The organism is Glutamicibacter sp. NPDC087661 (assembly GCF_044743275.1).
GTDB lineage: Bacteria > Actinomycetota > Actinomycetes > Actinomycetales > Micrococcaceae > Glutamicibacter.
The window spans coordinates 266,611-288,761 of the sequence record NZ_JBIUWE010000004.1; the positions used below are offsets into that span (position 1 = coordinate 266,611).

At 62.3% G+C, this 22,151-nt stretch carries 20 protein-coding genes; 8 read left to right on the forward strand and 12 right to left on the reverse strand.

From position 1 onward, the window contains the following. Positions 1-74 precede the first annotated feature (74 nt). Together ACIOTN_RS12680 and ACIOTN_RS12685 are read right to left on the reverse strand one after the other, a co-directional pair. The gene (locus ACIOTN_RS12680; protein ID WP_402735448.1) at positions 75-1,445 is read right to left on the reverse strand and encodes a carboxylesterase family protein; all 1,371 of its coding nucleotides are present in this window, start codon (positions 1,443-1,445) and stop codon (positions 75-77) included. 2 nt (positions 1,446-1,447) lie between these two features. After that, a complete protein-coding gene (locus ACIOTN_RS12685; RefSeq protein ID WP_402735449.1) occupies positions 1,448-3,430 on the reverse strand; it encodes a flavin-containing monooxygenase in 1,983 nt (660 codons plus the stop codon). Positions 3,431-3,566: 136 nt separating this feature from the next. Between ACIOTN_RS12685 and ACIOTN_RS12690 the strand changes: the two genes are divergently transcribed. Together ACIOTN_RS12690 and ACIOTN_RS12695 are read left to right on the forward strand one after the other, a co-directional pair. Continuing rightward, positions 3,567-4,277 (forward strand): GntR family transcriptional regulator, encoded by a 711-nt coding sequence (locus tag ACIOTN_RS12690; protein WP_166650759.1) that lies wholly within the window; start codon positions 3,567-3,569, stop codon positions 4,275-4,277. A 280-nt stretch (positions 4,278-4,557) separates the two neighbouring features. After that, positions 4,558-4,833, forward strand: a complete 276-nt coding sequence (locus tag ACIOTN_RS12695; RefSeq protein WP_402735450.1) for an SDR family oxidoreductase — start codon at positions 4,558-4,560, stop codon at positions 4,831-4,833. A gap of 52 nt (positions 4,834-4,885) precedes the next feature. On the opposite strand, the gene ACIOTN_RS12700 is transcribed toward ACIOTN_RS12695, so the two are convergent. Next, positions 4,886-5,149, reverse strand: a complete 264-nt coding sequence (locus ACIOTN_RS12700) for a hypothetical protein (protein WP_105662284.1) — start codon at positions 5,147-5,149, stop codon at positions 4,886-4,888. A 290-nt stretch (positions 5,150-5,439) separates the two neighbouring features. Beyond that, complete coding sequence (locus ACIOTN_RS12705) at positions 5,440-6,999, reverse strand: FAD-binding oxidoreductase (protein WP_105662285.1); 1,560 nt, start codon at positions 6,997-6,999, stop codon at positions 5,440-5,442. Between the two features lie 99 nt (positions 7,000-7,098). Between ACIOTN_RS12705 and ACIOTN_RS12710 the strand changes: the two genes are divergently transcribed. Further along, positions 7,099-8,037: a LysR substrate-binding domain-containing protein gene (locus ACIOTN_RS12710; protein ID WP_402735451.1), complete on the forward strand. Its 939-nt coding sequence runs from the start codon at positions 7,099-7,101 to the stop codon at positions 8,035-8,037. 3 nt (positions 8,038-8,040) lie between these two features. Here the strand turns inward: ACIOTN_RS12710 and ACIOTN_RS12715 are convergent, their stop codons facing one another. Both ACIOTN_RS12715 and ACIOTN_RS12720 read right to left on the reverse strand, forming a co-directional pair. Beyond that, entirely contained in the window at positions 8,041-9,369 is a 1,329-nt protein-coding gene (locus tag ACIOTN_RS12715; RefSeq protein WP_105662287.1) for an NtaA/DmoA family FMN-dependent monooxygenase, read from the reverse strand. Positions 9,370-9,537: 168 nt separating this feature from the next. Beyond that, positions 9,538-10,908 (reverse strand): MFS transporter, encoded by a 1,371-nt coding sequence (locus ACIOTN_RS12720; protein ID WP_402735452.1) that lies wholly within the window; start codon positions 10,906-10,908, stop codon positions 9,538-9,540. A 247-nt stretch (positions 10,909-11,155) separates the two neighbouring features. On the opposite strand from ACIOTN_RS12720, the gene ACIOTN_RS12725 reads away from it, so the two are divergent. Genes ACIOTN_RS12725 through ACIOTN_RS12735 form a run of 3 tightly spaced genes read left to right on the forward strand, consistent with a single transcriptional unit; the run spans position 11,156 to position 15,240 of the window. Next, on the forward strand, positions 11,156-12,652 hold the full coding sequence (locus tag ACIOTN_RS12725; protein ID WP_133833894.1) for a 4-hydroxyphenylacetate 3-hydroxylase family protein: 1,497 nt from the start codon (positions 11,156-11,158) through the stop codon (positions 12,650-12,652). 15 nt (positions 12,653-12,667) lie between these two features. Next, a complete protein-coding gene (locus ACIOTN_RS12730) occupies positions 12,668-14,098 on the forward strand; it encodes an MmgE/PrpD family protein (RefSeq protein WP_105662289.1) in 1,431 nt (476 codons plus the stop codon). Next, complete coding sequence (locus ACIOTN_RS12735; RefSeq protein ID WP_105656459.1) at positions 14,095-15,240, forward strand: flavin reductase; 1,146 nt, start codon at positions 14,095-14,097, stop codon at positions 15,238-15,240. The genes ACIOTN_RS12730 and ACIOTN_RS12735 overlap by 4 nt, the downstream gene beginning before the upstream one ends. Before the next feature lie 86 nt (positions 15,241-15,326). Here ACIOTN_RS12735 and ACIOTN_RS12740 read toward each other — a convergent pair whose 3' ends face one another. Then, positions 15,327-15,713: a nuclear transport factor 2 family protein gene (locus tag ACIOTN_RS12740; RefSeq protein WP_105656458.1), complete on the reverse strand. Its 387-nt coding sequence runs from the start codon at positions 15,711-15,713 to the stop codon at positions 15,327-15,329. Between the two features lie 213 nt (positions 15,714-15,926). Between ACIOTN_RS12740 and ACIOTN_RS12745 the strand changes: the two genes are divergently transcribed. After that, complete coding sequence (locus tag ACIOTN_RS12745; RefSeq protein WP_105656457.1) at positions 15,927-16,472, forward strand: hypothetical protein; 546 nt, start codon at positions 15,927-15,929, stop codon at positions 16,470-16,472. A gap of 79 nt (positions 16,473-16,551) precedes the next feature. Here ACIOTN_RS12745 and ACIOTN_RS12750 read toward each other — a convergent pair whose 3' ends face one another. Then, a complete protein-coding gene (locus tag ACIOTN_RS12750; protein ID WP_105656456.1) occupies positions 16,552-17,634 on the reverse strand; it encodes a zinc-binding dehydrogenase in 1,083 nt (360 codons plus the stop codon). A 108-nt stretch (positions 17,635-17,742) separates the two neighbouring features. Between ACIOTN_RS12750 and ACIOTN_RS12755 the strand changes: the two genes are divergently transcribed. Then, positions 17,743-18,831, forward strand: coding sequence for an alcohol dehydrogenase catalytic domain-containing protein (locus ACIOTN_RS12755; protein ID WP_105656455.1), 1,089 nt, complete (start codon positions 17,743-17,745; stop codon positions 18,829-18,831). A gap of 82 nt (positions 18,832-18,913) precedes the next feature. Here ACIOTN_RS12755 and ACIOTN_RS12760 read toward each other — a convergent pair whose 3' ends face one another. From ACIOTN_RS12760 to ACIOTN_RS12775, 4 genes are all read right to left on the reverse strand, one after another. Next, positions 18,914-19,063: a hypothetical protein gene (locus ACIOTN_RS12760; RefSeq protein ID WP_166650762.1), complete on the reverse strand. Its 150-nt coding sequence runs from the start codon at positions 19,061-19,063 to the stop codon at positions 18,914-18,916. Positions 19,064-19,182: 119 nt separating this feature from the next. Next, entirely contained in the window at positions 19,183-20,172 is a 990-nt protein-coding gene (locus ACIOTN_RS12765; protein ID WP_402735453.1) for an ABC transporter substrate-binding protein, read from the reverse strand. A 43-nt stretch (positions 20,173-20,215) separates the two neighbouring features. Continuing rightward, positions 20,216-21,325, reverse strand: a complete 1,110-nt coding sequence (locus ACIOTN_RS12770; RefSeq protein WP_105656452.1) for a zinc-binding dehydrogenase — start codon at positions 21,323-21,325, stop codon at positions 20,216-20,218. Positions 21,326-21,330: 5 nt separating this feature from the next. Next, positions 21,331-22,137 (reverse strand): ABC transporter ATP-binding protein, encoded by an 807-nt coding sequence (locus ACIOTN_RS12775; protein WP_105656451.1) that lies wholly within the window; start codon positions 22,135-22,137, stop codon positions 21,331-21,333. Between the last annotated feature and the right edge of the window lie 14 nt (positions 22,138-22,151).

The window sequence follows — 22,151 nt, forward strand, 5'->3', positions numbered from 1 at the left end:
CTAGTGTTTTCGGAAAAAGACTCGCGCGCCTGCCCGAGCAGACCTGCTGGTCCGCAAGAATAGGCGCGCAAAGACTAGGCCAAAACCGGTCGCCTGGTGCTGAACGGACGCTGAATTTCTCGCTTGATCAGGCCTGTTTCATCCAGTGCTGTCAGCGATTGAGCACCCGTCTGGTGCACCGCAAGAGCGTTATTATCGCTGGTAGCTGCGGTTCCCAGGCGGATAAATGACCCTAGGGCATCACCCAGAACCTTCGCCGTTTGCTCGAAGAGCTCATCGGCCACGCCATCGAGCATCGGGGCATCCTGCCAGCGCTCACGGTTGCCAAAGAGGAACGGCAGCTCTAAGCAGTGGGCCGAACCAGCGTGAGGCAACGGGGAGCGAACTTCGAAGCCCAGGAGCTGCACCTGGATGCCGGCAGCGGCTGCCGCATCGGCCAATTCCACGGCATAGAGTTGAATCTGGTGCAGGCTCATCGCCCTAACCATGAGTGACTTGGCCGTTGCTTGCGGTTCTGCGGCAATCAGTGCGTCGAAGACTTCTTGCGGTTCATTGAAGTTCCCTGCAATAAACCCGCGCACACTATCGAGGGTGAATGCCTGCTCGGGGGCCATGCCAATGAAGGCACTTGCCTCATCGGCGGTGTAGGACAGCAATAGCTGCTTCACATGCAGGCGTTCGACTGCCCGCGCGGTATCAAAAAGATCCGCCGGAACGGACTCATCGGCACTCGGGTAGAGGCCCAAGCCGCGCCCGGCCCAAGCCTGGGCCAGTGCTGTGCCGGCAGCCAATAGCTGCTCGGTGCTTGCCTCGGCCAAGGCGGTGCCATTAAGCGCTTGGGCCATCACCGCATTGCGTTCCTGCGCCTGGGTTTCACCCATCGGCGGCTGCAAGGACAGCGAACCAACGTAGAGCCTGTTGAACAGTCCACGGGCTGCCTCAAGCTGGGCCAATGCGAAGGCCCAGAAGGCACCTGCGGACTGGCCTGCCAGGGTGACTTCCTGCGGGTTGCCACCGAGTTCAGCAATATTGCGCTGTACCCATTCGAGCGCCAAGAGCAGTTCTTCGGGCGGCGTATTCCCGCCGCCCACCTGCTGGTTGTGGGCCAGCAATCCGATGCGGTAGTTGACCACGGCAACAACGCAGTTCTGCTTCTCGGCAAAGTTCTGCGCGTCGTACCAGCGCACGGTGCCGGCGCCGGAAACGAATCCGCCGCCGGGAAGGAAAACCATCACCGGAAGCCCTTCGGCACCAGCGGGTGCGAACACCGCAACCTGGAAAGCATCCTCGGACTGGGGCAGTTCCTGCAGTGCAGGACCTAGCAACCAATCCAGGGAACCTGGGGTCTGCGGGAAAATTGCCGGCTGCGCTTGATGAAGCTCGATCACAGCTGAGAGCTTCTCGAAGCGCCCGGCGCTGCGCTGCGCGTAGCTGTAAACCCCCATGCCTAGCGGATTTCCGTGTACTGCGACCGGTCGACCGCGCGGGTGATGTTCCAGTACTCGACGATCGGGTAAGGCCAGATCTGCGAGACGCGGCCGAACTTGTTCTTGTACCAGGTGTGCACCTCGGGGTGGCCCCAGGCCTTCTGCGCGTTGGCGGCATCGAGATCCGCCACGAACGCGTCGAGCACCTCCTGCTTCAGGTCCAGTGCCTTGATCTCCTTGTCGAGCACGATGTTCAGTGCATCCAGGATGTAGGTCAGGCCGTACTCGATCATCGAGAACAGCGAGCCGTTGACCACATGCCCGGTATTCGGCCCGGAAACGATGAACAGGTTCGGGAAGCCCGGCACGGTGGCCCCGGCGTAGGCGGTGGCGTTGCCGCCCCAGTATTCGTGGATGTCCTTGCCCTCGCGGCCGGTGATGCGCAGCGGCTCGAGGAATTCGGAAGCCTGGAAGCCGGTGGCGTAGATGATGACGTCCAGCTCGTGCAGGGTGCCGTCGCCATCGATGATCCCGGCCTCGGTCATTTCGCTCATGCTCGAGGTGACCAGGGTGGTCTGCGGCTTTTTCAGGCTCTTGGCCCACACGCCGTTATCGCGCAGCATGCGCTTGCCGCCCACGATGTAGTCCGGGGTGACCTTGGCCAGCAAGTCCGGGCGATCGGCGTACTGCTCCTTGAGCATCTCGGTCAGCTGTTGGCGCACGCGCTCGTTGACCGCGGACACTGAACCGTCCTTGGTCCAGTTAGGATCCGCGGCGGTGGTGTGCTGGCGGCCCTCGACGCCCAGCCAGTGCTGCCAGAAGCGCAGCCACTGGCCGTACTGCGGCAGGTGCTCGACCAGCCAGGTCACCGATTCGGGCATGTCCTCGTAGTAGAACGGGGTAGGCAGCATCCAAGGGGAGGAGCGCTGGAAGATCTTGAGCTCTTCGACCTCATCCACGATGGCTGGGACGATCTGGTAGGCGCTGGCGCCGGTGCCGATGACGGCAACCTTCTTGCCCTTCAAATCGATGCCCGGCTTCCATTCGGCCGAATGCACGTGGACGCCGGCGAACGTGTCGTGGCCCGGGGTATCGGGGAACTTCGGGCGGTCCAGCTGGCCGACGGCGGTCAGGACGGCATTGAAGCGGCGTTCCTGGACTTCGCCGCCGTCCACGATCATGGACAGCACCCAGCGTCCGTCTTCTTCATCCCAGGTAGCCGAAAGCACCTCGGTGCCCATCTGGATGTTCTGCGTGATGCCGCCGCGTTCCGCGACGTCGCGGGTGTATTTGTGGATCTCGGGGCCTTCGGAGAACTGCTGGGGCCAGTCATCGCGCTGCGCGAAGGAAAATGAATAGGCGTAGTTGGGGGTATCGAGGCGCACGCCCGGGTAGGTGTTCTTCCACCAGGTACCGCCGACTTCGTGGCCCTTCTCGAAGACGGTGTAGTCCAGGCCGGCCTGCTTCAGCCGGTAAGCGGCGGCCATGCCGGCCACGCCCGAGCCGATGACTGCCACGGTGAAGTCGCGGGTGGGAGCAACCTGTTCCTTGGTGAAGGCCGGTGCGCCGCTCACTTCGGGAACCAATGCCATGTCGTGCTTGAGCATCTGGTGGTAATCGGTGGTGGCCTGGTTGGTGATCCAGTCCAGGATCGTGGTGGCCTGCTCGTCGTCCAGGGTCTCCACCGAGGTGATTTTTTCATCGCGGATCCGGCGCAGTGCTTGGAAGGCCAATTCGCGGGCCGCTTCCTGAGCTGCGGCGTCCATGCCACCGTGCGGCTGGCCCACGGTGTCAACCGGCGGCTGCGGTGGACGCAGCTCATCACGAAGGATCGAGTAATCGCCGGTTGCCGCGGCCAGGGCCACCATCAGTGGCGGCAGGTCGGTGCTTGCAACGATCTTGCGCAGCTGCTCGTCGCTTTCGGTGATAGCAGAGTAGTTTGCGCGCCAGTACAGGTCATCTACCTGTTTGGTGGCGGCGGTCTCGATCAGTGATTCGCTCATTGGTTACTCCTAGCAAGTCTTTTCGGGCCGTGCGCGACAGGGTCTGGCAGGCGCGTGATGTAACCAGTGTCACCTCTTGGTTATGCATAAGTCAACTAAAAATGTATTCTTTGCCGACTTTGGTATGATTTGTGTCATGGCGAAACGCACCGATTCAGAGACGATGTCAAAGCACATCCGCGACACCCTGCGCACCGATATCCTGGATGGGCGCTGGGAACCAGGTGCCCGGCTGCAGCTCACGCATCTTTCTGAGCATTACGAAACCTCCAGTACGGTCATTCGCGAAGCGTTGACCCGGCTGGTGGGGGACAAGCTCGTCACCCTTCGCCCCAACAAGGGCTTCTTTGTCCCGGAACTGTCGTTGGCCGACTTGAGCGACATCGTGGAGATGCGCTGCGTCAACGAGCAGCTGGCAATTTCGCTGGGCTTCGAACGTGCGCCATTGGAGTGGGAGAGCGAGCTGATGGCAGCGCACCACACCCTGGAGCGCACGCCGCGCCGTTCGGACGAAGACCCGGATAACCACACCCCGGCATGGAATCACGCGCATCAGAACTTCCATGACAAGCTCGTTGAGGCCTGTGGTGTTCCGCTGCTGACCGAGGTGACTCGCACCCTGTCTGACCTGATCCAGCTCTATGGACGCTGGGCCGGCCCGGCCACCCGTGACGCCAAGCGGGACCTGGACAAGGAGCATCGCGATATCCTCAACGCCGCCCTGGACCGCAATGCGGAACTGGCTGGCCAGCTATTGCGCGCGCACTACGAAACCACGCTCAGTGCGGTGAAAAACGGTGGCGAGGTCGGGCTAGCCTGCTTGCCGCACGTGAAGCTGCTCAAGTAGCCAGAACCTTCGTGGGTATTCCCACGCCCAGACCCTGACCCGGATTGCTGCAGCGGGAACATTTCCGACTGGTTCCGGAGCCGGCGCAAGCGCAGTTTCCATCATGATGCTGCACGCATCCGGGCTCTATCCCGGCAGTGTTTTGGCAACGCGGATGGCCGGCAAGCCTGTTTTGCGGCGCTATCAAGGCAAGAGCTGGGTCGCCGCTTTTCGCAGCGACCCAGCTTAAGAAGCCAGAATGGGAGTTCAGTAGCGTGAATGCTTTCGTTCAAGGAACTGATTGCGCAAGGAATTGATAGCCTGGAGTGCCTGGCCCTCGCCGGTGTACACCGATGAATACGGGCCCAAGGGCATACGCATGAATAACGTGCTTCCCGGCTTCACCAAGGAAGACCCGAGCACGGTTCCTGAAGCATGGGTCCAGAAGATTCCATTGCGCCGTGCTGCCAGCACCACCGAGATTGCCAAGGCCGTGCGCTTCTTGGCCAGCGACGAGTCAAGCTACATGACCGGACAGAACGTTCGCGTTGACGGTGGCTTTGCGCGCGGTCTCTAGCAGCGGCGTGGATGCGGATGCTGGCGGGAACGAAACTAGTGCCAGCAGGAGATTATTTCTTTTTGCCCGATGCCAGAGCCCGCTTTTTCAGTTGGCGGCGTTCGCGTGCATCTTCGATGAATAGCTCGCATACAAGGAGAACTGCGCCAGCGCCGACCATGATGAAAAATACTCGGATGCCTTCTGCCGGTGAATCAAAGATACTGCTCAGAAGTCCTGACATCAGAGCGGTTGGCACTGCGATCAGAATCAGAACCACGATAGCGATGAGGATCGCAAATGCACGCTTGGACAGGGACTGGAAGAAGTCTTTCACTTAACTGCTCCTCTGGCGCTCATGCGGGATTCGTCGGTTTGCATATGCTCAATACCAGTGTGATCACGATTGCGCGTTGTGCCCGATCTTCTCCACTTTATATCAATGGTTCATTAAATCAACGCATGTAAAAAATGGAATGTGCTGTACTTTCCTAGCATCTTCCGAGCTGGCGGGGGCGTATGCCCAATTCTCTGCCGATGCTAATTCCGGGGAAGAGCCATATGAAAATCCCCCCACTGCCTATTGCGGTGAGGGGATCATGCGTGGCTCAAGGCACGGGCTTGGGGCTAGACGCTGGAGCGCTGATCGCGGAAGCGCGCAGGCCAGACGCCCTGTTTGCCAGGGGCCAGGATCCCCGCCGGATCCAGTGCATCCTTGATCTTCTCCTGCAGGCGGCGTGCTGCGTTGTCGTTGAAGTCGAAGCCGTCGGCAATGCGGTCCATGTAGTCCACGTGGCTGCGGTACGGTGCGTAGCCGCGGGCGCGGGCCGCATCGAGCAGCTCGGAGTACAGGGCGCGCGCACGGGCGAGCATCTCCTGGTTGCCGCGCTCGAAGAAGATCATGGTCACGTGAACCATATGCCGGGGGTACAGGTGGTACCCGATGTACAGGTCGAAGCCGTGCTTCGCGTAGAGCTTCTTGGCTTCCTGGTAGAACTCGGCCACGAGTTCGCCGCGGGCCGGGATGATCGGCGCCGCGTCGATGTGTCCGCCGTTTTCAGCGGCCCAGCCCACGGTGGACAGCGGCTTCAAGGTCGGGACGCCGGCCATCTGGGTGCGGTCCTGGGCGGCGATGTCCTCATGCTGCAAGGCCAAGCCTTCTTCTCCCGAGTAGAACCGGGCGTCAACGCGGGCACCGGGGATCACGCTGATCCTGTCCTTGACGATTTGCAGGCGGCGTTCGCACAGTTCGCGGTCGCCGTAGAAGGCGAACTTGCAGTTCCACTGGCCAATGCCGAATTCCTGGCGCATTTCTTCCAGGCGCCAGTCGGGAATGGAACCTTCGCCATCCCAGAAGTCGGCGCGCGATCCGCGCATGGTTGCCGCGCGCACCACATTGCCGCAGAGGGCATTGTTCTGGATGATTTCCTCGCGGCGCAAGGTGGTGAGGATGTCGATCAGTTGCGGCAGGTGCGCCTCGTCGTCGACGAAAATATCGCCATTGACGTAGGTGTGCGGTGCCGGCATCAGCCACAGTCCGACCTGGGTAACCACGCCGTAGTTGGACTGGGTGAACAGTCCGTCCAAGGTCGGGCCGAAGCCGCCCTGGAAGATCGGGCCCAGCTCGGTGCCGTCCATCGCGCCCATGCCGGTGCGGACCAGATCGCCGTCGGGCATGACCACTTCCATGCCGCACAAGGACTTCACGTGGTCGCCCAGCGGGGTCATGCCGTAGCCGCGGTCGAGCATATTGCCCATGACCGAGCCCCAGCCCAAGGCCGGAACCGACATCCAGACCTTCAGGCCGCGTTCCTTGATGTATTCGAAGAGATCGAAGAAGGTGACGCCGGGCTCCACCACGGCGTAGCACAGCCGGTCATCGACCGCGATGATGCGGTTCATGCGGCTCAAATCCAGCGCCACCATCCCGGTATCGCGTGGTTCGGGGCCGCCATAGCCCAGGTTCTTGCCGCAGGAGAAGGTCCACAACGGTACCTCGTGCTCGGTGGCCAGCTTGACGATGGCCTGCACTTCCTCGGTGCTGGCCGGGCGGATGCCGGGCCAAGGGGTACGGCCCGGGTTCAGCGGGTAGGGATCCAAGTAGCCCTCGGAATCTCCCAAGGAAACAACGTTTTCTGCGCCAACGATTTCCTTGGCTGCCTCAAGAAATTCTTCACGACGATCCATGATTCACCCTTCCACTGGCCATCGGCGAACGCCGCGGCCCCACTGTCTTAATCTAAAAAACTTGCTTTGTTTCGTGCCGTCATCAATATGCTTGATGACATGAATCTTGTGTCCCACCCGCAACTGACCTTGCGCCAGCTTTGGCACTTCGTTGTCGCGGCCGAGGCTGGAACCATGGCCGAAGCTGCCCGCCGGCTGCAACTGGCGCCTTCGGCAATTTCCATGTCCATCGCGGAACTCGAACGCATCGTCGGTGCCGAGCTGGCGATCAAGCGCCGGGCCAAGGGGCTGACGTTGACCGCGACCGGCAAGACCGTGCTGCTCCAGGCCCGGGAACTGCTGGAGCGGGCCCATGATCTGGAAACCATGGGCCAGGGAACCCGCGAAGAGCTTGCCGGCCCGTTAACCGTTGGCTGCTTCATGCCCCTGGGCCCGATCATCATTCCGCCTATGCTCAGTGCCTTTGCCCAGCAATGCCCGAAGGTGGAGGTCGATTTCCTGGAGGGGTTCCACCAGGAAATGCAGCATGCGCTGCTCGATGGTTCCATCGATGTCGCCTTCCTCTACGGATCGGAGATCTCACCAGCCTTGCGTTCGGCCACCGTGGCGATGGCCGAGGCCCAGATACTGCTGCCTTCCGGGCATCCGCTGGCCGCCAGCCCCTCGGTGTCATTGCGTGAAATCGCGAAGGAGCCGTTGGTCCTCTTCGAATCCGAGCCGATCACCCAGCGCATCCTCGGCCTGTACCAGGGCAGCGGGCTGGAACCGATGATCCGGCACCGCTCGCGTTCCTATGCGACCGTGCGCTCGCTGGTCAGTACCGGCCGCGGGGTGGCTGTGCTGTTCCAGCAGCCGGCCCTGGAAGCACCCTACGAAGAGCTGAACGTGGTGCTCAAGCCGCTGAAACTCGATGACGAAAATATCGCAGTGGTTCCGGTTTCGGTGGCTTGGCCCCGCAGTTCGCGGCTGAACTCCCGTGCCCAAGCCTGGGTGGAAGTCGCCGCGGAACTCTTCGAGAATGCGGGCCGGCGCAGCTAGCGGCTAGACGCGCGTGCGGATCGAGGACGGGTAGGACAATCCGAAGTTATCCCGCAGGGTGGTGCCCTCGTATTCGGTGCGGAAGTAGCCGCGATTCTGCAATTCAGGGATCAGCTTGTCGCAGATGAGCTTGAAGCCGCCTGGGTTGAACGGGGCGTTCAGGTTGAAGCCGTCGCAGGCCTTGGAATCGAACCAGTCGATCATGCGGTCTGCCACTGCCGAGGCGGTGCCGGCCATCCACTGGTGTCCGGTGGAGCGGGCCAAGTCAACGATCAGCTCGCGCAGGGTCATGCCCTGGTCCACCGACTTGCGGCGGTAGATCTGGTAGCGCGAACCCAGGGCGGGGTCATCGGAGAACCACTCGGCGGGAATCTTCTCGTTGAAGTCCAGCGAGGACAGATCCATCTTCAGATCGGCACCCACCTGCACGCGGCCGTTTTCCAAGTGGATGTGGTTGGCCAGTTCCTCGGCCAGCTCATCTGCTTCGGCCTGGGTGTCGCCGAGGATCGGCAGGATGCCCGGGATGATCTTGATGTCGTTGGGGTTGCGGCCCTTGGCAGCCGCCATCGCCTTGAACTTGGCGTAAAACTCCACCGATGGTTCCTTCAGCGGCTGCGCGGTGTAGATGCCATCGGCCACCGAGGAGCCCAGTTCCATGCCTGGTCCCGAGGAGCCTGCCTGCACCAGCACCGGGCGGCCTTGCGGGCTGCGCGGCATGTTGATCGGGCCCTGCACCTTGAAGAATTCGCCTTCGTGGTTGATCGGGTGGATCTTGTCGGTGTCCACGTACCATGCCGACTCCTTGTCGTTGGTGACGGCGTCGTCTTCCCACGAATCCCACAACTGGTTGGCTACCTCGACGAACTCGGTGGCGCGGCGGTAGCGGGTGGCCGGATCCGGCGCGCAGTCCATGCCGAAGTTCTGGAAACCATCGGAGCTGGTCACGATGTTCCACCCGGCGCGGCCACCTGACATGTGGTCCAGTCCGGCCATCTGGCGGGCCAGGTTGTAAGGCTCCGAGAAGGAAGTGGAAACGGTTCCGATCAGGCCAATGTTCTTGGTGCGTGCTGCCAGTGCGGAAAGTACCGAGATCGGCTCGTAGAAGCCGTTCATCTTGATATCGCCGCGCATCACGGTGTTGGCATGGACGATGTCGCCGAAGAAGATGGCGTCCAGCTTGGCGTCTTCAGCCATCTTGGTCAGGTCGTAGACGAATTCCAGGTTGGCCAGCTCCTCGGAGCGCGAGCCGTCCATGCGCCACGAGTCCTTGTGGTAGCCAGCGGGGAGCATGAAGGTCGTGAGCACCATGTGCTGGGGGTTCTTGGGAGTCATTGAAACTCATCCTTTCCTGCGGATGTGACGGGAAGCACTGAGTCCATGGTTTCAAGAGTCTCTAAAGTCGTAAATGGAGAACTTTTGCGCCATAGGGTTCAGAAAAATTGATGTTAGGTGTTAAAAGCTGGTCCGCGTATCAACTGATACGCGGACCAGTGCCGGGGTTCAGGCGTTCAGCTTTGCGTTGGACGGCGCTGATGCGGCTGCCTTGGGAGGCAGGGCGGCGCCTTCCGGGCTGATGCGGATGGCGACCAGCCCGACGATCAGGATTGCCACCCAGAAGATGCCTACGGCGGTGATGCCGAAGCTGACGGCCAGCGCGGTGCAGATCATCGGGGTGAAGCCGGCCCCAAGGGTCGAGGAGCCCTGGTAGGCCAGCGAAGCGCCGGTGTAGCGGACATCAGCTGGGAACAGCTCGGAGATGTAGGCGCCGATCGGTCCGGCCAGGATGCCCTGGATGACGCCGTTGCCGACGATGACTGCAACTGCGAAGCCCCAGCCGGTGCCGTTGCTCATCAGGAAGACTGCCGGGAAGGCCCAGAGGATGCCGGCGGTGCCGCCGATGGTCAGGATCATCTTCCGGCCGTACTTGTCCGAGAGCTTGGCGGCCAGCAGGCAGACCACGATGGTGACCATGGCCGCGTAGCCCTTGGTGTTCAGCACAAAGGAGCGGTCCACGCCCTGGGCCGCGGCTTCGGAAACGCCCCACGAAGTCAGCACGCCCTGGCAGGTGTAGAAGCCAAGGGAAGCGATCAGGGTGATGATGACGGTGCGCGAATGGTTCTTCAGCACCAGCGAGATAGGAGTCTTGCGCTCCTGCTTGCGCTCGGCGGCCTTGGCATCCAGCTCCTGGAAGACCGGAGTTTCTGCGACCTTCAGGCGGATCACCATGCCGATGATGATCAGGACTGCCGAGAAGATGAACGGAATGCGCCAGCCCCATTCCAGGAACGCATCACCGGTGGAGAAGGAGATGAAGGAAACCAGGAAGGTGGCCAGCAAGCCACCGGCCGGTGCGCCGGCGTTAGCGAAGGATGCTGCGAAACCGCGCTTGGAAGCGGGTGCATGTTCCAGGGCCATCAGGGTGGCGCCGCCCCATTCGCCGCCAACTGCGACTCCCTGGACCACGCGGAGCAAGACCAGGATGACCGGGGCAGCTGCGCCAATGGTTGCGGTAGTCGGCAATAGGCCAATGGCAACGGTGGCTACGCCCATCATCATCATGGAAAGCACCAGCATCTTCTTGCGGCCAAGGCGGTCGCCGAAGTGGCCGAAGACGATGCCGCCCAGCGGGCGGGCAATGTACCCGACGGCCAAGGTGCCGAAGGAGGCGAAGAGTGCCAAGCCCGGGCTCAGGTTGCCGAAGAAGACCTTGTCGAAAATCAGCGACGCCGCAGTGGCGTACAAGATGAAGTCGTAATACTCGATGACGCTGCCCAAGAAGCTGGATCCGAGAATGCGGCGCAAATCCCTGGTGTTGAGGGAGTCGCTTGGCTCCATTGCCGGCACTGGCTGGTTCTGTTGCGAGTCGGACACGACGAGAACCCTTCCTGATCGCTGATGTGACTTAAGCCATAGTGGCCCATTTCACTAACCTTGTCCACTTTTTACGCATTTTAAGACAGATAATATTTTCTTCAGCCCTTGAAAACCGCGTGATCCTGCGGGTTTGAAAAAATTCTTCGACTCAGAGCTTGATCTGGGTCACATGAGTTATATAAACTGATGCACAGAATATATTTTTCAACCCGCTCAGCGGGACGCCCGATAAGGAGCAGCGAAGATGAGTGCACGCACTGGAGAGCAGTACCTGGCAGGGCTCAAGGATTCCCGCGAGGTCTGGCTGGGCGATCAGCGCATTGACGTCACCGAGCACCCGGCATTTGCCGGCTCGATCAACGGCATGGCCGCCTACTTCGACTACCAGCACAAGTACGCCGATGACTGCCTGATGAACGACGAGCAGACCGGCGAACAGCACAACGTCTCCCTGCTGCGTCCCAAGAACGCAGAAGACATCGCCCGCCGCCACCGCGCGTTCGACCGCCTGGCCCGCTACTCCAATGGCATGCTCGGCCGCACCCCCGACTACGTCAACGTGGTGCTCGCCGGCCACGCCTCGCGCCCGGACATCTTCGCCAAATCCGGCGACCCGGTCTACTACGAGCGCCTGGAGAACTACTGGCGCCATGTGCAGGAAAACGACCTGGCGCTGACCCACACCATCGTGCACGCGGCCATCGACAAGTCGGTCGGCGAACTGCAGGGCATCAATGAAGAGCTGACCTTGCGCGTGGTGGACCGCACCGCTGAAGGCCTGATCGTGCGCGGCGCGAAGATGCTCGCCACCCTGGGCCCGATCGCCGACGAGCTCTATGTCTACCCGGCGGTGCCCATCCAGAAGGGCTACGAGGAATACGCGCTGTCCTTCGCGATCCCGGTCGCCACCAGCGGCGTGGTCTCGGTCTGCCGCGACCACTACGGCGTGGACCAGCCGGTAGTGGACAAGCCGTTCTCCTCGCGCTTCGACGAGCAGGATGCGGTCATCATCTTCGACGACGTGCTGGTCCCTTGGGATCGCGTGTTCATCGACGGCCAGCTCGATGTCTACAATTCCCTGAACGCCGGCACCGCCACCGGCAACACCCAGCAGCAGACCGCCATCCGCGCCTCGGTGAAGTTGGAGTTCGCCTACGACCTGTGCGTGCAGATGGCCAAGGTCACCGCCACCGACAACAAGCCGGACACCGCATCGATGCTCGGCGAGATCTATTCCTACCTGCGCATCGCCCGCGCCGTGATCCACTCGGCCGAGGTCAACGCGTCGGAATGGGGCGGCGGGGCGTTCTTCTGCCACGACGACATCTCCGCGCTGCGCACCATGATGCCCATCTGGATGGCCCGCGTGAACGACATCATCAAGTCCATGGGCAGCCACAACCTGCTGGCCACCCCGACCGCGGCCTCCTTCGAGGACCCGCGCCTGGGCCCACTGCTCAAGAAGTACCTGCCGGGAGCCAACGGCATCGCGCCAGAGGAACGCGCCAAGATCTTCCGCACCGCTTGGGACTTCGCCGGATCCGCCCTGGGCAGCCGCATCGAACTGTACGAGCGCTTCTACCTGGGGTCGGTCAGCCGTGCCCGCGGGCTGGATCACCGCAAGGCGCAGATGAAGGGCGAGACCGGTGCCTTCGAGGCGATGTTCGCCGAGGTGGGGATCAGTCCGGTCATCGCCGAGCAGGCCGCGCTGGACCTGGACGCCGCGGCAACGCGCGCCTAGGGAAGCAGGAAAATCATGGCTAACCCGACGCCCGATGTGCTCGATGCGCTGCTCGAGCACCTGCTGGAAACCCAGTACGGCCAGCTGCCGACGGCCACGATCCAGCGCGTGAACCAGCGCCTGCTGGATTCGGTTGGCGTTGGGCTGGCAGGGCACCGCGCCGACGACATTGCCGGACTCATCGAAGCGGCGCAGGCCTGGGGCCACGGCGATGAAGCAACCGTGCTGGGTACCGGAATCAAGCTTCCGGCCACCTCCGCGGCCTTCGTCAACGCGGCCCTGATCCGCTCCTTCGACTTCGAGCCGGTGGAAGCCGAAGGCCCGGCCGGCAAGCAGGTCGCCGCCCACATCTCCGGAACCACCGTGGCCGTCGTGCTGGCCCTGGCCGAAGCCACCGGCGCCACCGGAGAAGAAGCACTGGCCGCGCTGGCGCTGGGCGATGACCTGGCAGCCCGCCTGGCCATCGCCGGCGGCTTCGACGTGTACTCGGGGCAGGATAATACCGGCACCTTGAATGCCCTGGCCGCCGCTGGAATCGCCAGCCGGATGCTGGGCCTGGACAAGGCGCAGGCACGCCATGCCATCGGCATTGCGGTCAACCAGGCTTCGGGCAATGTGGCGGCGATCTTCGATGGGGCCAACGGCTTCAAGCTGCCCATGGCCTTCGCCGCCCGCTCCGGAATTTCCGCCGCGCAGCTGGCCAAAGCCGGCATGAAGGCGGCGGATGATCCGCTGACCGGCAAGCACGGCTACTTCCAGCTGTTCGGCATCGACGCGCAGCCGGAACTGGCGGTGGCGGATCTTGGCGTGAGCTTCCATGGGGACTGCACGATCAAGCCCTTTGCCAGTTGCCGGGCCGCGCAGCCTTCGCTGCAGGCCTGCGCTGAACTGGTGGCCGACGGCACGGTGGGCTACAAGGACATCGAATGCCTCACCGTCCACCTGAGCGAGCGGACCCTGAACGGATTCGTCGGGGCGCGCTTCGAAGCGGGGGACACCCGCACCGTGGCAGCCCTGTTCTCGGTGCACGCCACCGCGGCGATCGCCTTGATCCACGGAACGGTTCGCCCCGAGCACCTGACCGCCAGCGCGCTGGCGGACCCGGAGCTGGCGCAGATGCTCGGGCGCATCGAGCTAGCCGGCACCCTGCCCAACAGCCAGCGGCTGACGGCGGAGATCACTGCACGGCTGCGCAGCGGCGAGGTGCGCCACGTGCGCGTGGAGCACCCGGACGGAAACATCTTGCGCACACCCCTGGAGCATGACCAGGTAGTTGAGAAGTTCTCGAAGAATCTCGAGTTCTCGCATCCAGAACTGGCAGCACGCAAGGACGCGTTGCAGCACCAGCTCGAACACCTCGCCAGCGCACCGGATCTGACTGATCTGATGGCGGCGCTGGACCCCGCTAGAAACTTCACCCCGAATTACCAGGAGCAACTCCCATGAGCATCACCAACCTTGAATCGGTCACCCCAGTAGACATGAACACCTTCCGCAACGTCGTCGGCCACTTCGCCTCCGGCGTCACGGTGATCACCACGGCCGTGGACGGCCAGCTCTACGGCACCACCGCTTCGGCAGTGTCCTCCCTGTCGATGGAACCGCCAATGATGCTCGCTTGCCTGAACCGCTCCAGCTCCACCCATGACCGGGTAGTTGAAGCAGGCGTCTTCGGCATCAACATCCTGGCCGAGGACCAGGGCGCGCTGGCCTTCCACTTCGGCCGCAAGGGCGAGGACAAGTTCGCCACCGTGCCGCATACCCTCTCCGCGGAGGGCATCCCGCTGATTGACGGCGCATTGGCCACGATCGTATGCCATGTGGCCGAAACCCCGACCGGCGGTACCCACACCGTCTTCCTGGGACTGGTCAGCCACGCTGAAGCCCATGACCGCGAACCGCTGGCCTACTACCGCGGAACCATGGGCCGCCTCGAGCCCACCAAGGAGTTGGCTGCCTACCAGGCCACCCGCACCTGGGTGCTGCTGCGCACCAGTCCACTGGGCGAAGACCTCGACGTGGATGCCATCGCCGCGGCTTCCCGGGCCGACGCTGATCATGTAGCCAACGCGCTGGTGAAGCTGGAAAGCGAGCACCTGGTCTTCCGCACCGAAACCGGAAAATACCAGCCAAAGCCGATTACCGCAGAATTGACCGATTCGGCCTACGACTCGCGCGCCACCATCGAGTCCGGGGTGATCGCCTCGCACCTGGGCAAGATTTCCGAAGAGACCATTTCCAGCCTGCGCGAGATCACCGCGAAGCTGGCTGACCTGCGTGAGACTTCGGAATCCGACCTGGAAGAGTTCTTGGCCCTGAATGTCGCCTACCACGATGCTCTGGTTGGCGTTGCCGGCTCCAGCCAGCTGGTGGATTCCTTCCGCCGTTTGGGAATTGGCACCGTCTGGCGCCAAGCGCTGACCGCAGAGCAGTGGTCGCGCCAGCTGGACCACCGCCACGTTGCCGAATTGACTGAAGCGCTGGCTGCCGGTGACGCGCCAGCGGCCCAGGCAGCGCTTGCCGCGCACACCGAGTTCGGCAAGGCGCTGGCTCGTGAAGCAGTGGCCCGCCATGGCGGCCAGGTTTAGGCATTAAGGCGATAGCCACTGTGGAAAGGCGGCAGGTTGGAAGATCCAGCCTGCCGCCGTGGCTTTTAAAGCGTCGAAGTGCGGGCCTATTGCGCTGTGGCCCCGACAAAGAGGCGCAGCTTCCACTGGCCGCCGGTCTTGGCCCACACCGTGCGGTTGGCAGTTGCCAGATGCTTTTCGACGCCTCCGGAAATCAGATGCATTTTCATGCTGCCTTCGACGACCACCACGTTGCCCTCCTGGGTAACGGACTCGAAGTCGTGGCTGAGCGCCAAATATTCGACGGCTCCGGAACCGAGCAGTTCCAGCAATGAGTCGCGGTCATCGACACGACCGGTGGAGTGGGTGTACTGCAAATCCGGCTCAAGCAGGTTCCCCAAGGTTTCGAGGTCACGGGCGAGCATGGCCGAAAGGCGCCGTTCTTCTGCGATGCGCAGTTCCGATTCAAGTGCCGCAGGGTCAATAGTCGTCAACGGTGATGGCTCCTAAGTAGCGTTTGGTTCGTAGGCAATCTACCAATAAGCAGTGGCGATGTGCGGATATTAGCGAGTGCTTTTACTGGGTGAGATGGAGTTTCAGGGTTGATCCCAGAAGTGGAAACTATCAGCCGAGGGTATGAGCCGGGCACGGGATAGTTACCTCGCATCGCTGATTCCCCGGGCCGCGGAAATTTCTACGATGGAATCATGCTCAAGAAAAAGTACCTCGCCACTGGCGCGCTCGCCCTTCCCTTCGCTCTCCTGCTCACCGGCTGCAGCGGTTCTGATCTCTTCGTCGACAAGTACGATGAATCCACCACTCGAACTGCCAAAACTTCAGAGAAGGCCGTGGCCGATGGCGTGCTGCCCGACTGGGTTCCGTCCGGCGGCACCGACGTTCAGCTGGTCCAGCGCAATACCGGCGCTGAACGCATCTTCATGCTGAACTACGACGGCAAGCTGGACAGCGAACAGTGCAAGGCGCTGGAAACCGTTGGGAATCCGACCGAAGCCGAACTGGCCAAGGCCTACGCTTCTGACCCGCGCACCAAGAACCTCGAGCCTGACGAGATCTCAGCTACCCGCACCTTGGATGCCGACTGGTGGCCAGCCGATGGCCAAAGCGAGACGACTGATCTGTGCGGGCGCTTCTGGGTCCATCAGTCAGAGGGCAAGCTCTATGCCTTTGCTCCGGACATGGTTGCCCAGGTCCAAGCCATCGAGAAGGAGCGGGCCGCCAAGGAAGGCAAATAGAGGCTGGCCGCCACTAGCTGGGCTGCAGGCCGCGAACCAGGAAACTGGTTCGCGGCCTGCAGCTTGTTGCTCATGCGGATCAGAAGCGGATCACGCTGCGGGCGATGGACCCGGTTTCCTGCTTTGCATAGGCTTCGTTGATCTCGTCGAGCTGGATCTCCTGCGCCACCAGGTCATCGAGATTCAACCGGCCCTGCAGATAGAGCTCGGCGTAGTAGGGAATGTCATTGCGGACCGTGGAGGAGCCCATGTAGATGCCGTGGAGATTGCGCTGCGGGATCAGCAGGTCCAGCATGATATTCATTTCCAGCGGCTTGCCCTGGGGAATGCCGATGAAATACACGTGTCCGCCGGTTTTGGCGACTTCCAGGGCCTGGCGCTGCGTGGGGGCAATGCCGATGGCTTCGAAGGAATGGTGGACTCCGCGGCCGGTGATGGCGCGGATGGCGCTGACCACGTCTTCCGTGCCGCCGTTGATGACATGGGTGGCTCCGAATTTCTTGGCCAGCTCCAGCTTCTCTGGCTGCAGGTCAATGCCGATGATGGTCTTGGCGCCGGCCAGCTTGGCTCCCTGGATGACATTCAGGCCGATGCCGCCCAAGCCGATGACCGCGACGGTTTCCCCGGGGGAAACCTTGGCGGCGTTGAGCACCGCGCCCACGCCGGTGGCTGTCGCGCAGCCAAGCACAGCAGCCTGCGCGAATGGGATTTCCTTGGGCACCCTGACCAGCTTGTTCTGGTGCAGGACCGTGTACTCGGCGAAACCGGCCACGCCGAAGCCTTCTACGCGCTCGCCGTTGCGCGTCAAGCGTGCCGGGGTATCCGGTCCGCGCAGCGCATGCTGGGGATTCAAGCAGCGGTAGGTCGCTCCGTTGACGCATTCTTCGCAGCTCCCGCAGAAGCTGATTTCCGTGGCGATGACATGGTCTCCCACTTCGAAGTCGGTGGCTTCGGGGCCTAGCGCGATGACGGTGCCGGCCATTTCGTGGCCGACCACCATCGGCAAGGGGCGCCCGCGGTCTACGGTGGCAACTATGTGATCCGAGTGGCACAGGCCTGCGGCTTCGACCTTCACCAGAACTTCTTGCCCCCGCGGCTCGTCGACTTCGAGTTCCTCGATGCTGAAACCTTCGCCGATGGAGTTGATGACCGCTGCGCGCATTGCAGATCCTTCGTTAGATTCTTCTTCTAAAAATGCATTATTTCTAATAGTATATTTTTATTAGTGTTCTGCGTCACCCCCTTTGCGCGACTATTTTCCGGAGGAAGCATGAAAGCAGCAGTCGTTTCTGAAGTTGCCGGCTCTTTTGATGTCCTGGACATCAGCATTGACAACCCCGAAGCCCATGAAGTCCTCATTGACGTGAAGGCCAGCGGCCTGTGCCACTCGGATTTGCACGTGGCGACGTCGGACATCGGCTTCCCCATGCCAGCGGTGCTCGGCCACGAAGTCTCGGGTCTGGTCGTGGGCGTCGGTTCGGCTGTCACCTCGCTCTCGGTGGGGGACCGCGTGGTGACTTCTCCAGTGCACAGCTGCGGGGTCTGCAAGGGATGCCGCACCGGCAAACCCTACCAGTGCCGCGTGCCCTCGCACACCGACCGCACCGCGCAGCAGAATCCGCGATTGTCCCTGGGTGGGCAGCGGCTCACCCAGTTCATCGGTGTTGGCGGCTTCGCGGAACAGGTGCTGGTGCATGAGAACACCGTCGTAAGGGTTCCGGACGCTATCCCGTTCGACCGCGCGGCGCTGCTTGGCTGTGGAGTGGTCACGGGTGCTGGCGCGGCTATTAATACCGCGCGCATCCGTCCAGGCGATACCGTTGCCGTGATCGGCGCCGGTGGTGTCGGGCTGAACGTCATCCAGGGCGCGAAACTGGCTGGCGCGACCCGCATCATCGCTATCGACCTGCAGCCGGCCAAGCTGGAGCTGGCCAAGGTCTTCGGTGCCACCGACGTCATCAACGGCGGGGAGGGCGATGCGGTGGAAACCGTCAAGCGGATTGCTGGCGGGGGAGTGACGCATGCCTTCGAGGTCATCGGCCTGCAAGCCACCAGCGAGCAGGCGGTGGCCATGCTGGAAATCGGCGGCACCGCGTACCTGATTGGCGTTCACAAGCCCGGCGCGCAGATCAGCATCACCCCATTTGGAGACCTGATGGGACGCCAGAAGGGCATCCGTGGCGTGGCCATGGGGTCGAGCAACATCCAGGTGGACATCCCCATGTACGCCGAGTTGTATCTGCAGGGCCGTTTCAAGCTCGACGAACTGGTGTCAGCGCATATCAGCTTGGATGAAATCGACAAGGGATACGAGCAGCTGCGTGGCGGTGCGGTGGCCCGAAGCGTGATTACCTTCTAGATTTATCGACGCCGGTCGCTGAACGAAGCAAGGCCAGCAGTCCACTGATCTGCTGGCCTTGTTTCATGTTCTGGGGGTGCTGCTACTCTCCGGTCTGCGCGCGGCGCTGTATGCGCGTGGCGTACAAGACGCAGCCCAGCAACCCGATGAAGCTGAGCGCAACCGCCACGGACCCGGTGATGCCGGGCAGGTGCTGGTTCCAGGTCATGTTCAGGGTGACAAGCAGAGACACCAGAAATCCTCCGGTGAGGTAACTGATTGCCGAACTCATGGTGAACCTTCCGTGGGCAGAACGTGCTCCCGTGAGCCTAGCATCGCGCCAGTCCCTGTCCAAGGATTTGCCGGTGCTGGTTATTTGCGAGACGCGTGCTCCCAGAGCACTTCATCCACTGTTACGGGCTTGTCAATGAGCTCGAAGCGTGCCATTGCATCCAGGCCTGACTGGGAAGCCTCTGCATCGAACGCGGTGCCTGCCAAGGCGAACCGCGTTGGAGCTTTTTCCACCGGAATCTGGTTGACCTCGGCGTGTATCTTCTGCACTTCCTCGAGGTTTGCTGCATCGGAGTAGAACTCCACTGCCTCTTTCATGGCCGATACGAAGGCCTTGGCAGTATCTGGATTCGCACCGGCCCACTGGGAAGTGCTTAGCCACAAAGTGCCCGGCTGATTCCCCTGGTACTCGCGGACCGGGTTGCCCAAGGAGGGGAAGCCGGCCGCAATCATCTGGTGGTAGAAGACGTCGCTGGGGACGACCGCGTCAACGGTCCCGGTCTCCACCGCGGCCTGCATCCCGGCGTAGGGCATGCCCACTTCGCTGAACTCCTCGGCGCCCACCCCTGCGTCTTCCAGGGCTTGGAAGACCGGCAGATCGCTGCCGGTCTTCACGCCGATGACACCGATGGTCTTGCCCTTGAGATCGGCAAGCCTCGCAATCCCAGAGTCCTTGGCGACGAGCACTCCGGAGTTATCGACGTTCGGGTCGACCACGCCATTCGAAGCCAGCGCTTCGATCGGCAGGCCCTTTGACACGGAGGTGGCGACGTTGACCCAGGAACCGGTGGCGATGTCCACCTCGCCGGAGATAGCAGAAGCAATCTGGGCGGCGGGGTCTGCGCCATTGATGATTTCAACGTCCAAGCCATGGTCTTCGAAGAAGCCTTGGGATTCGGCGAGGTAAGCCGGCTCGAACTGGATGCCGGCCACCGAGACCTTCAGCGGGATCAAGCCGCCCGGTGTTTCGGCGCCTTGCCCAGCGTTGCCGCAAGAGGCCAAGGCCATGGTGGAAAAGAGCAGGACCGCGGACAGGGGCAGGGCCCGGCGCGCGGAAGATGGAGTTCTCAAGATGGCCTCGTCGTGCTTGAAGGGGATATGAAGTGGCAGGCAATCAGCTGAAATCTGTGATGACCGAACGGGCAACGCCCTGCCCGGCCTTCATCGCTGCGAAGCCCTCGTTGATCTGCGAGATATGAAGTTCCCGGGCAACGAGCGCGTCGAGCTTGAGGCGCCCGGCAAGATAGTGCTCGGTGTATTTGGGGACATCACGTTGCGGGCTGGAAGAGCCCATATAGATCCCGTGCAGGCTGCGCTGCGGCCCAATGATGTCGGACATGGCATCCAGCGGCAGTTGCGCGCCGGGCTTATGCAACCCGACCAGATAGGCATCCCCGCCTACACGGGTCATGCGCACCGCCTGCAAGCTGGTGGCCTGCAGGCCGATCATCTCGAAGGAATGATCCACCCCGCCGCCGGTGATTTCCTGGACCTTGGCGACAGCGTCTCCACTGCCGCCATTGATCGTGTGCGTTGCCCCGAATTCGCGGGCCAGTTCCAGCTTCTCATCGCTCAGATCCACTGCGATGATCTTCGAAGCGCCGGCGATCTGGGCGGCATTGATCGCGTTCAACCCGATGCCTCCAGCGCCAATGACTGCGACGGATTGCCCCTGGGCCACCTGGGCGGAGTTGAACACTGCCCCGGCACCGGTCAGCGTGGAGCAGGCCATCACCGCGGCTTGGGCGAAGGGCAGCTCCTCGGGAATCCTTACTGCCTGGTTGGCATGCACCAAGGTGTACTGGGAAAATCCGCCGGTGCCGAACATCTGCATCACCGGCTGATCCTTGCAGCTGGCGCGCGGTGCTTGGCCGGCCGTGCGCAGCGTGCTGGGGCGGTTGGCGCAACGGTATTCCTGGCCCGAAAGGCACAGGGCGCACTGCGCGCAGTATTGGATCAAGCTGGCCAGCACGTGGTCTCCCGCAGTGAAACCGCAGGCTTGGTTGCCGGTGCTGAGCACCACCCCGGCAACTTCATGGCCCAGCAGCAGCGGGGCAGGAAGGCCCAGATCCATGCCCGCCAGGTGGGCATCGGACTGGCACAGTCCAACTGCTTTGACTTCGATCAGCAATTCCGCGCCCAGCGGAGCATCAACGTGGATGTCCTCAATGCTGAAGCTGCCATCGCCGTGCCTTGCCAGTGCTGCCCGTGCGCTGAGTGCCATGGGGATCAGTCCTGGCGCAGGCGCACGAGGATCCGTGCGCGGGCCTCGGTGAAGCGCGGGTCAGCCTTGGTGGCCAGCTGGTCGCGGGTCTCGCCGAAACCGGTGACGATCTCGTCGACTACGGTGGCCGGCTTCTCCGCGATCACGACCACCTTGTCGGCCAGGTACAGCGCCTCGTCGATGTCGTGGGTGACCAGCAGGATCGTCACACCCAGCTTGTGCTGCAAGTCCAGCACGAGGTCTTCGAGGTCGAAGCGGGTCTGCGCATCAACCGAGGCGAAGGGCTCATCCATGAGCAGCACCTTCGCGTTGTAGGCCAAGGCGCGGGCAATGGCCACGCGTTGCTGCATGCCTCCTGACATTTCCCAGGGGAACTTGCCGCCTTGGCCTTCAAGGCCCACGGCAGCCAGATGCTCATCGGCCAGCTTGTTGCGCTCGGCCTTGCCGATGCCCTTGCCCTGCAGCGGGAAGGCCACGTTTTCGCGGGTGGTCATCCACGGCATCAGCGAACGCGAGTAGTCCTGGAAGACCACGGCGAGATCGGGGTGCGGGCCGTTGATCTTCGTGCCGGAAACCTCGATGGTTCCGGCTTTTGGCTTCAGCAAGCCGGAAAGGCATCGCAGCAAGGTGGTCTTGCCGACGCCCGACGGGCCGACTATCGAGATGAACTGGCCATACTCCACGTCCAGATCCAAATTCTCCAGGATCTTGTTTTCGGCCGGGCCGGCGCCATAGCTCATGGACATGCCGCGAACCTTCATGAGCAATGGTTTGGTTTCCATGGTCGTTTCAACGGGTGCTTGGGTGGTCATGGGATTCTCCTTGG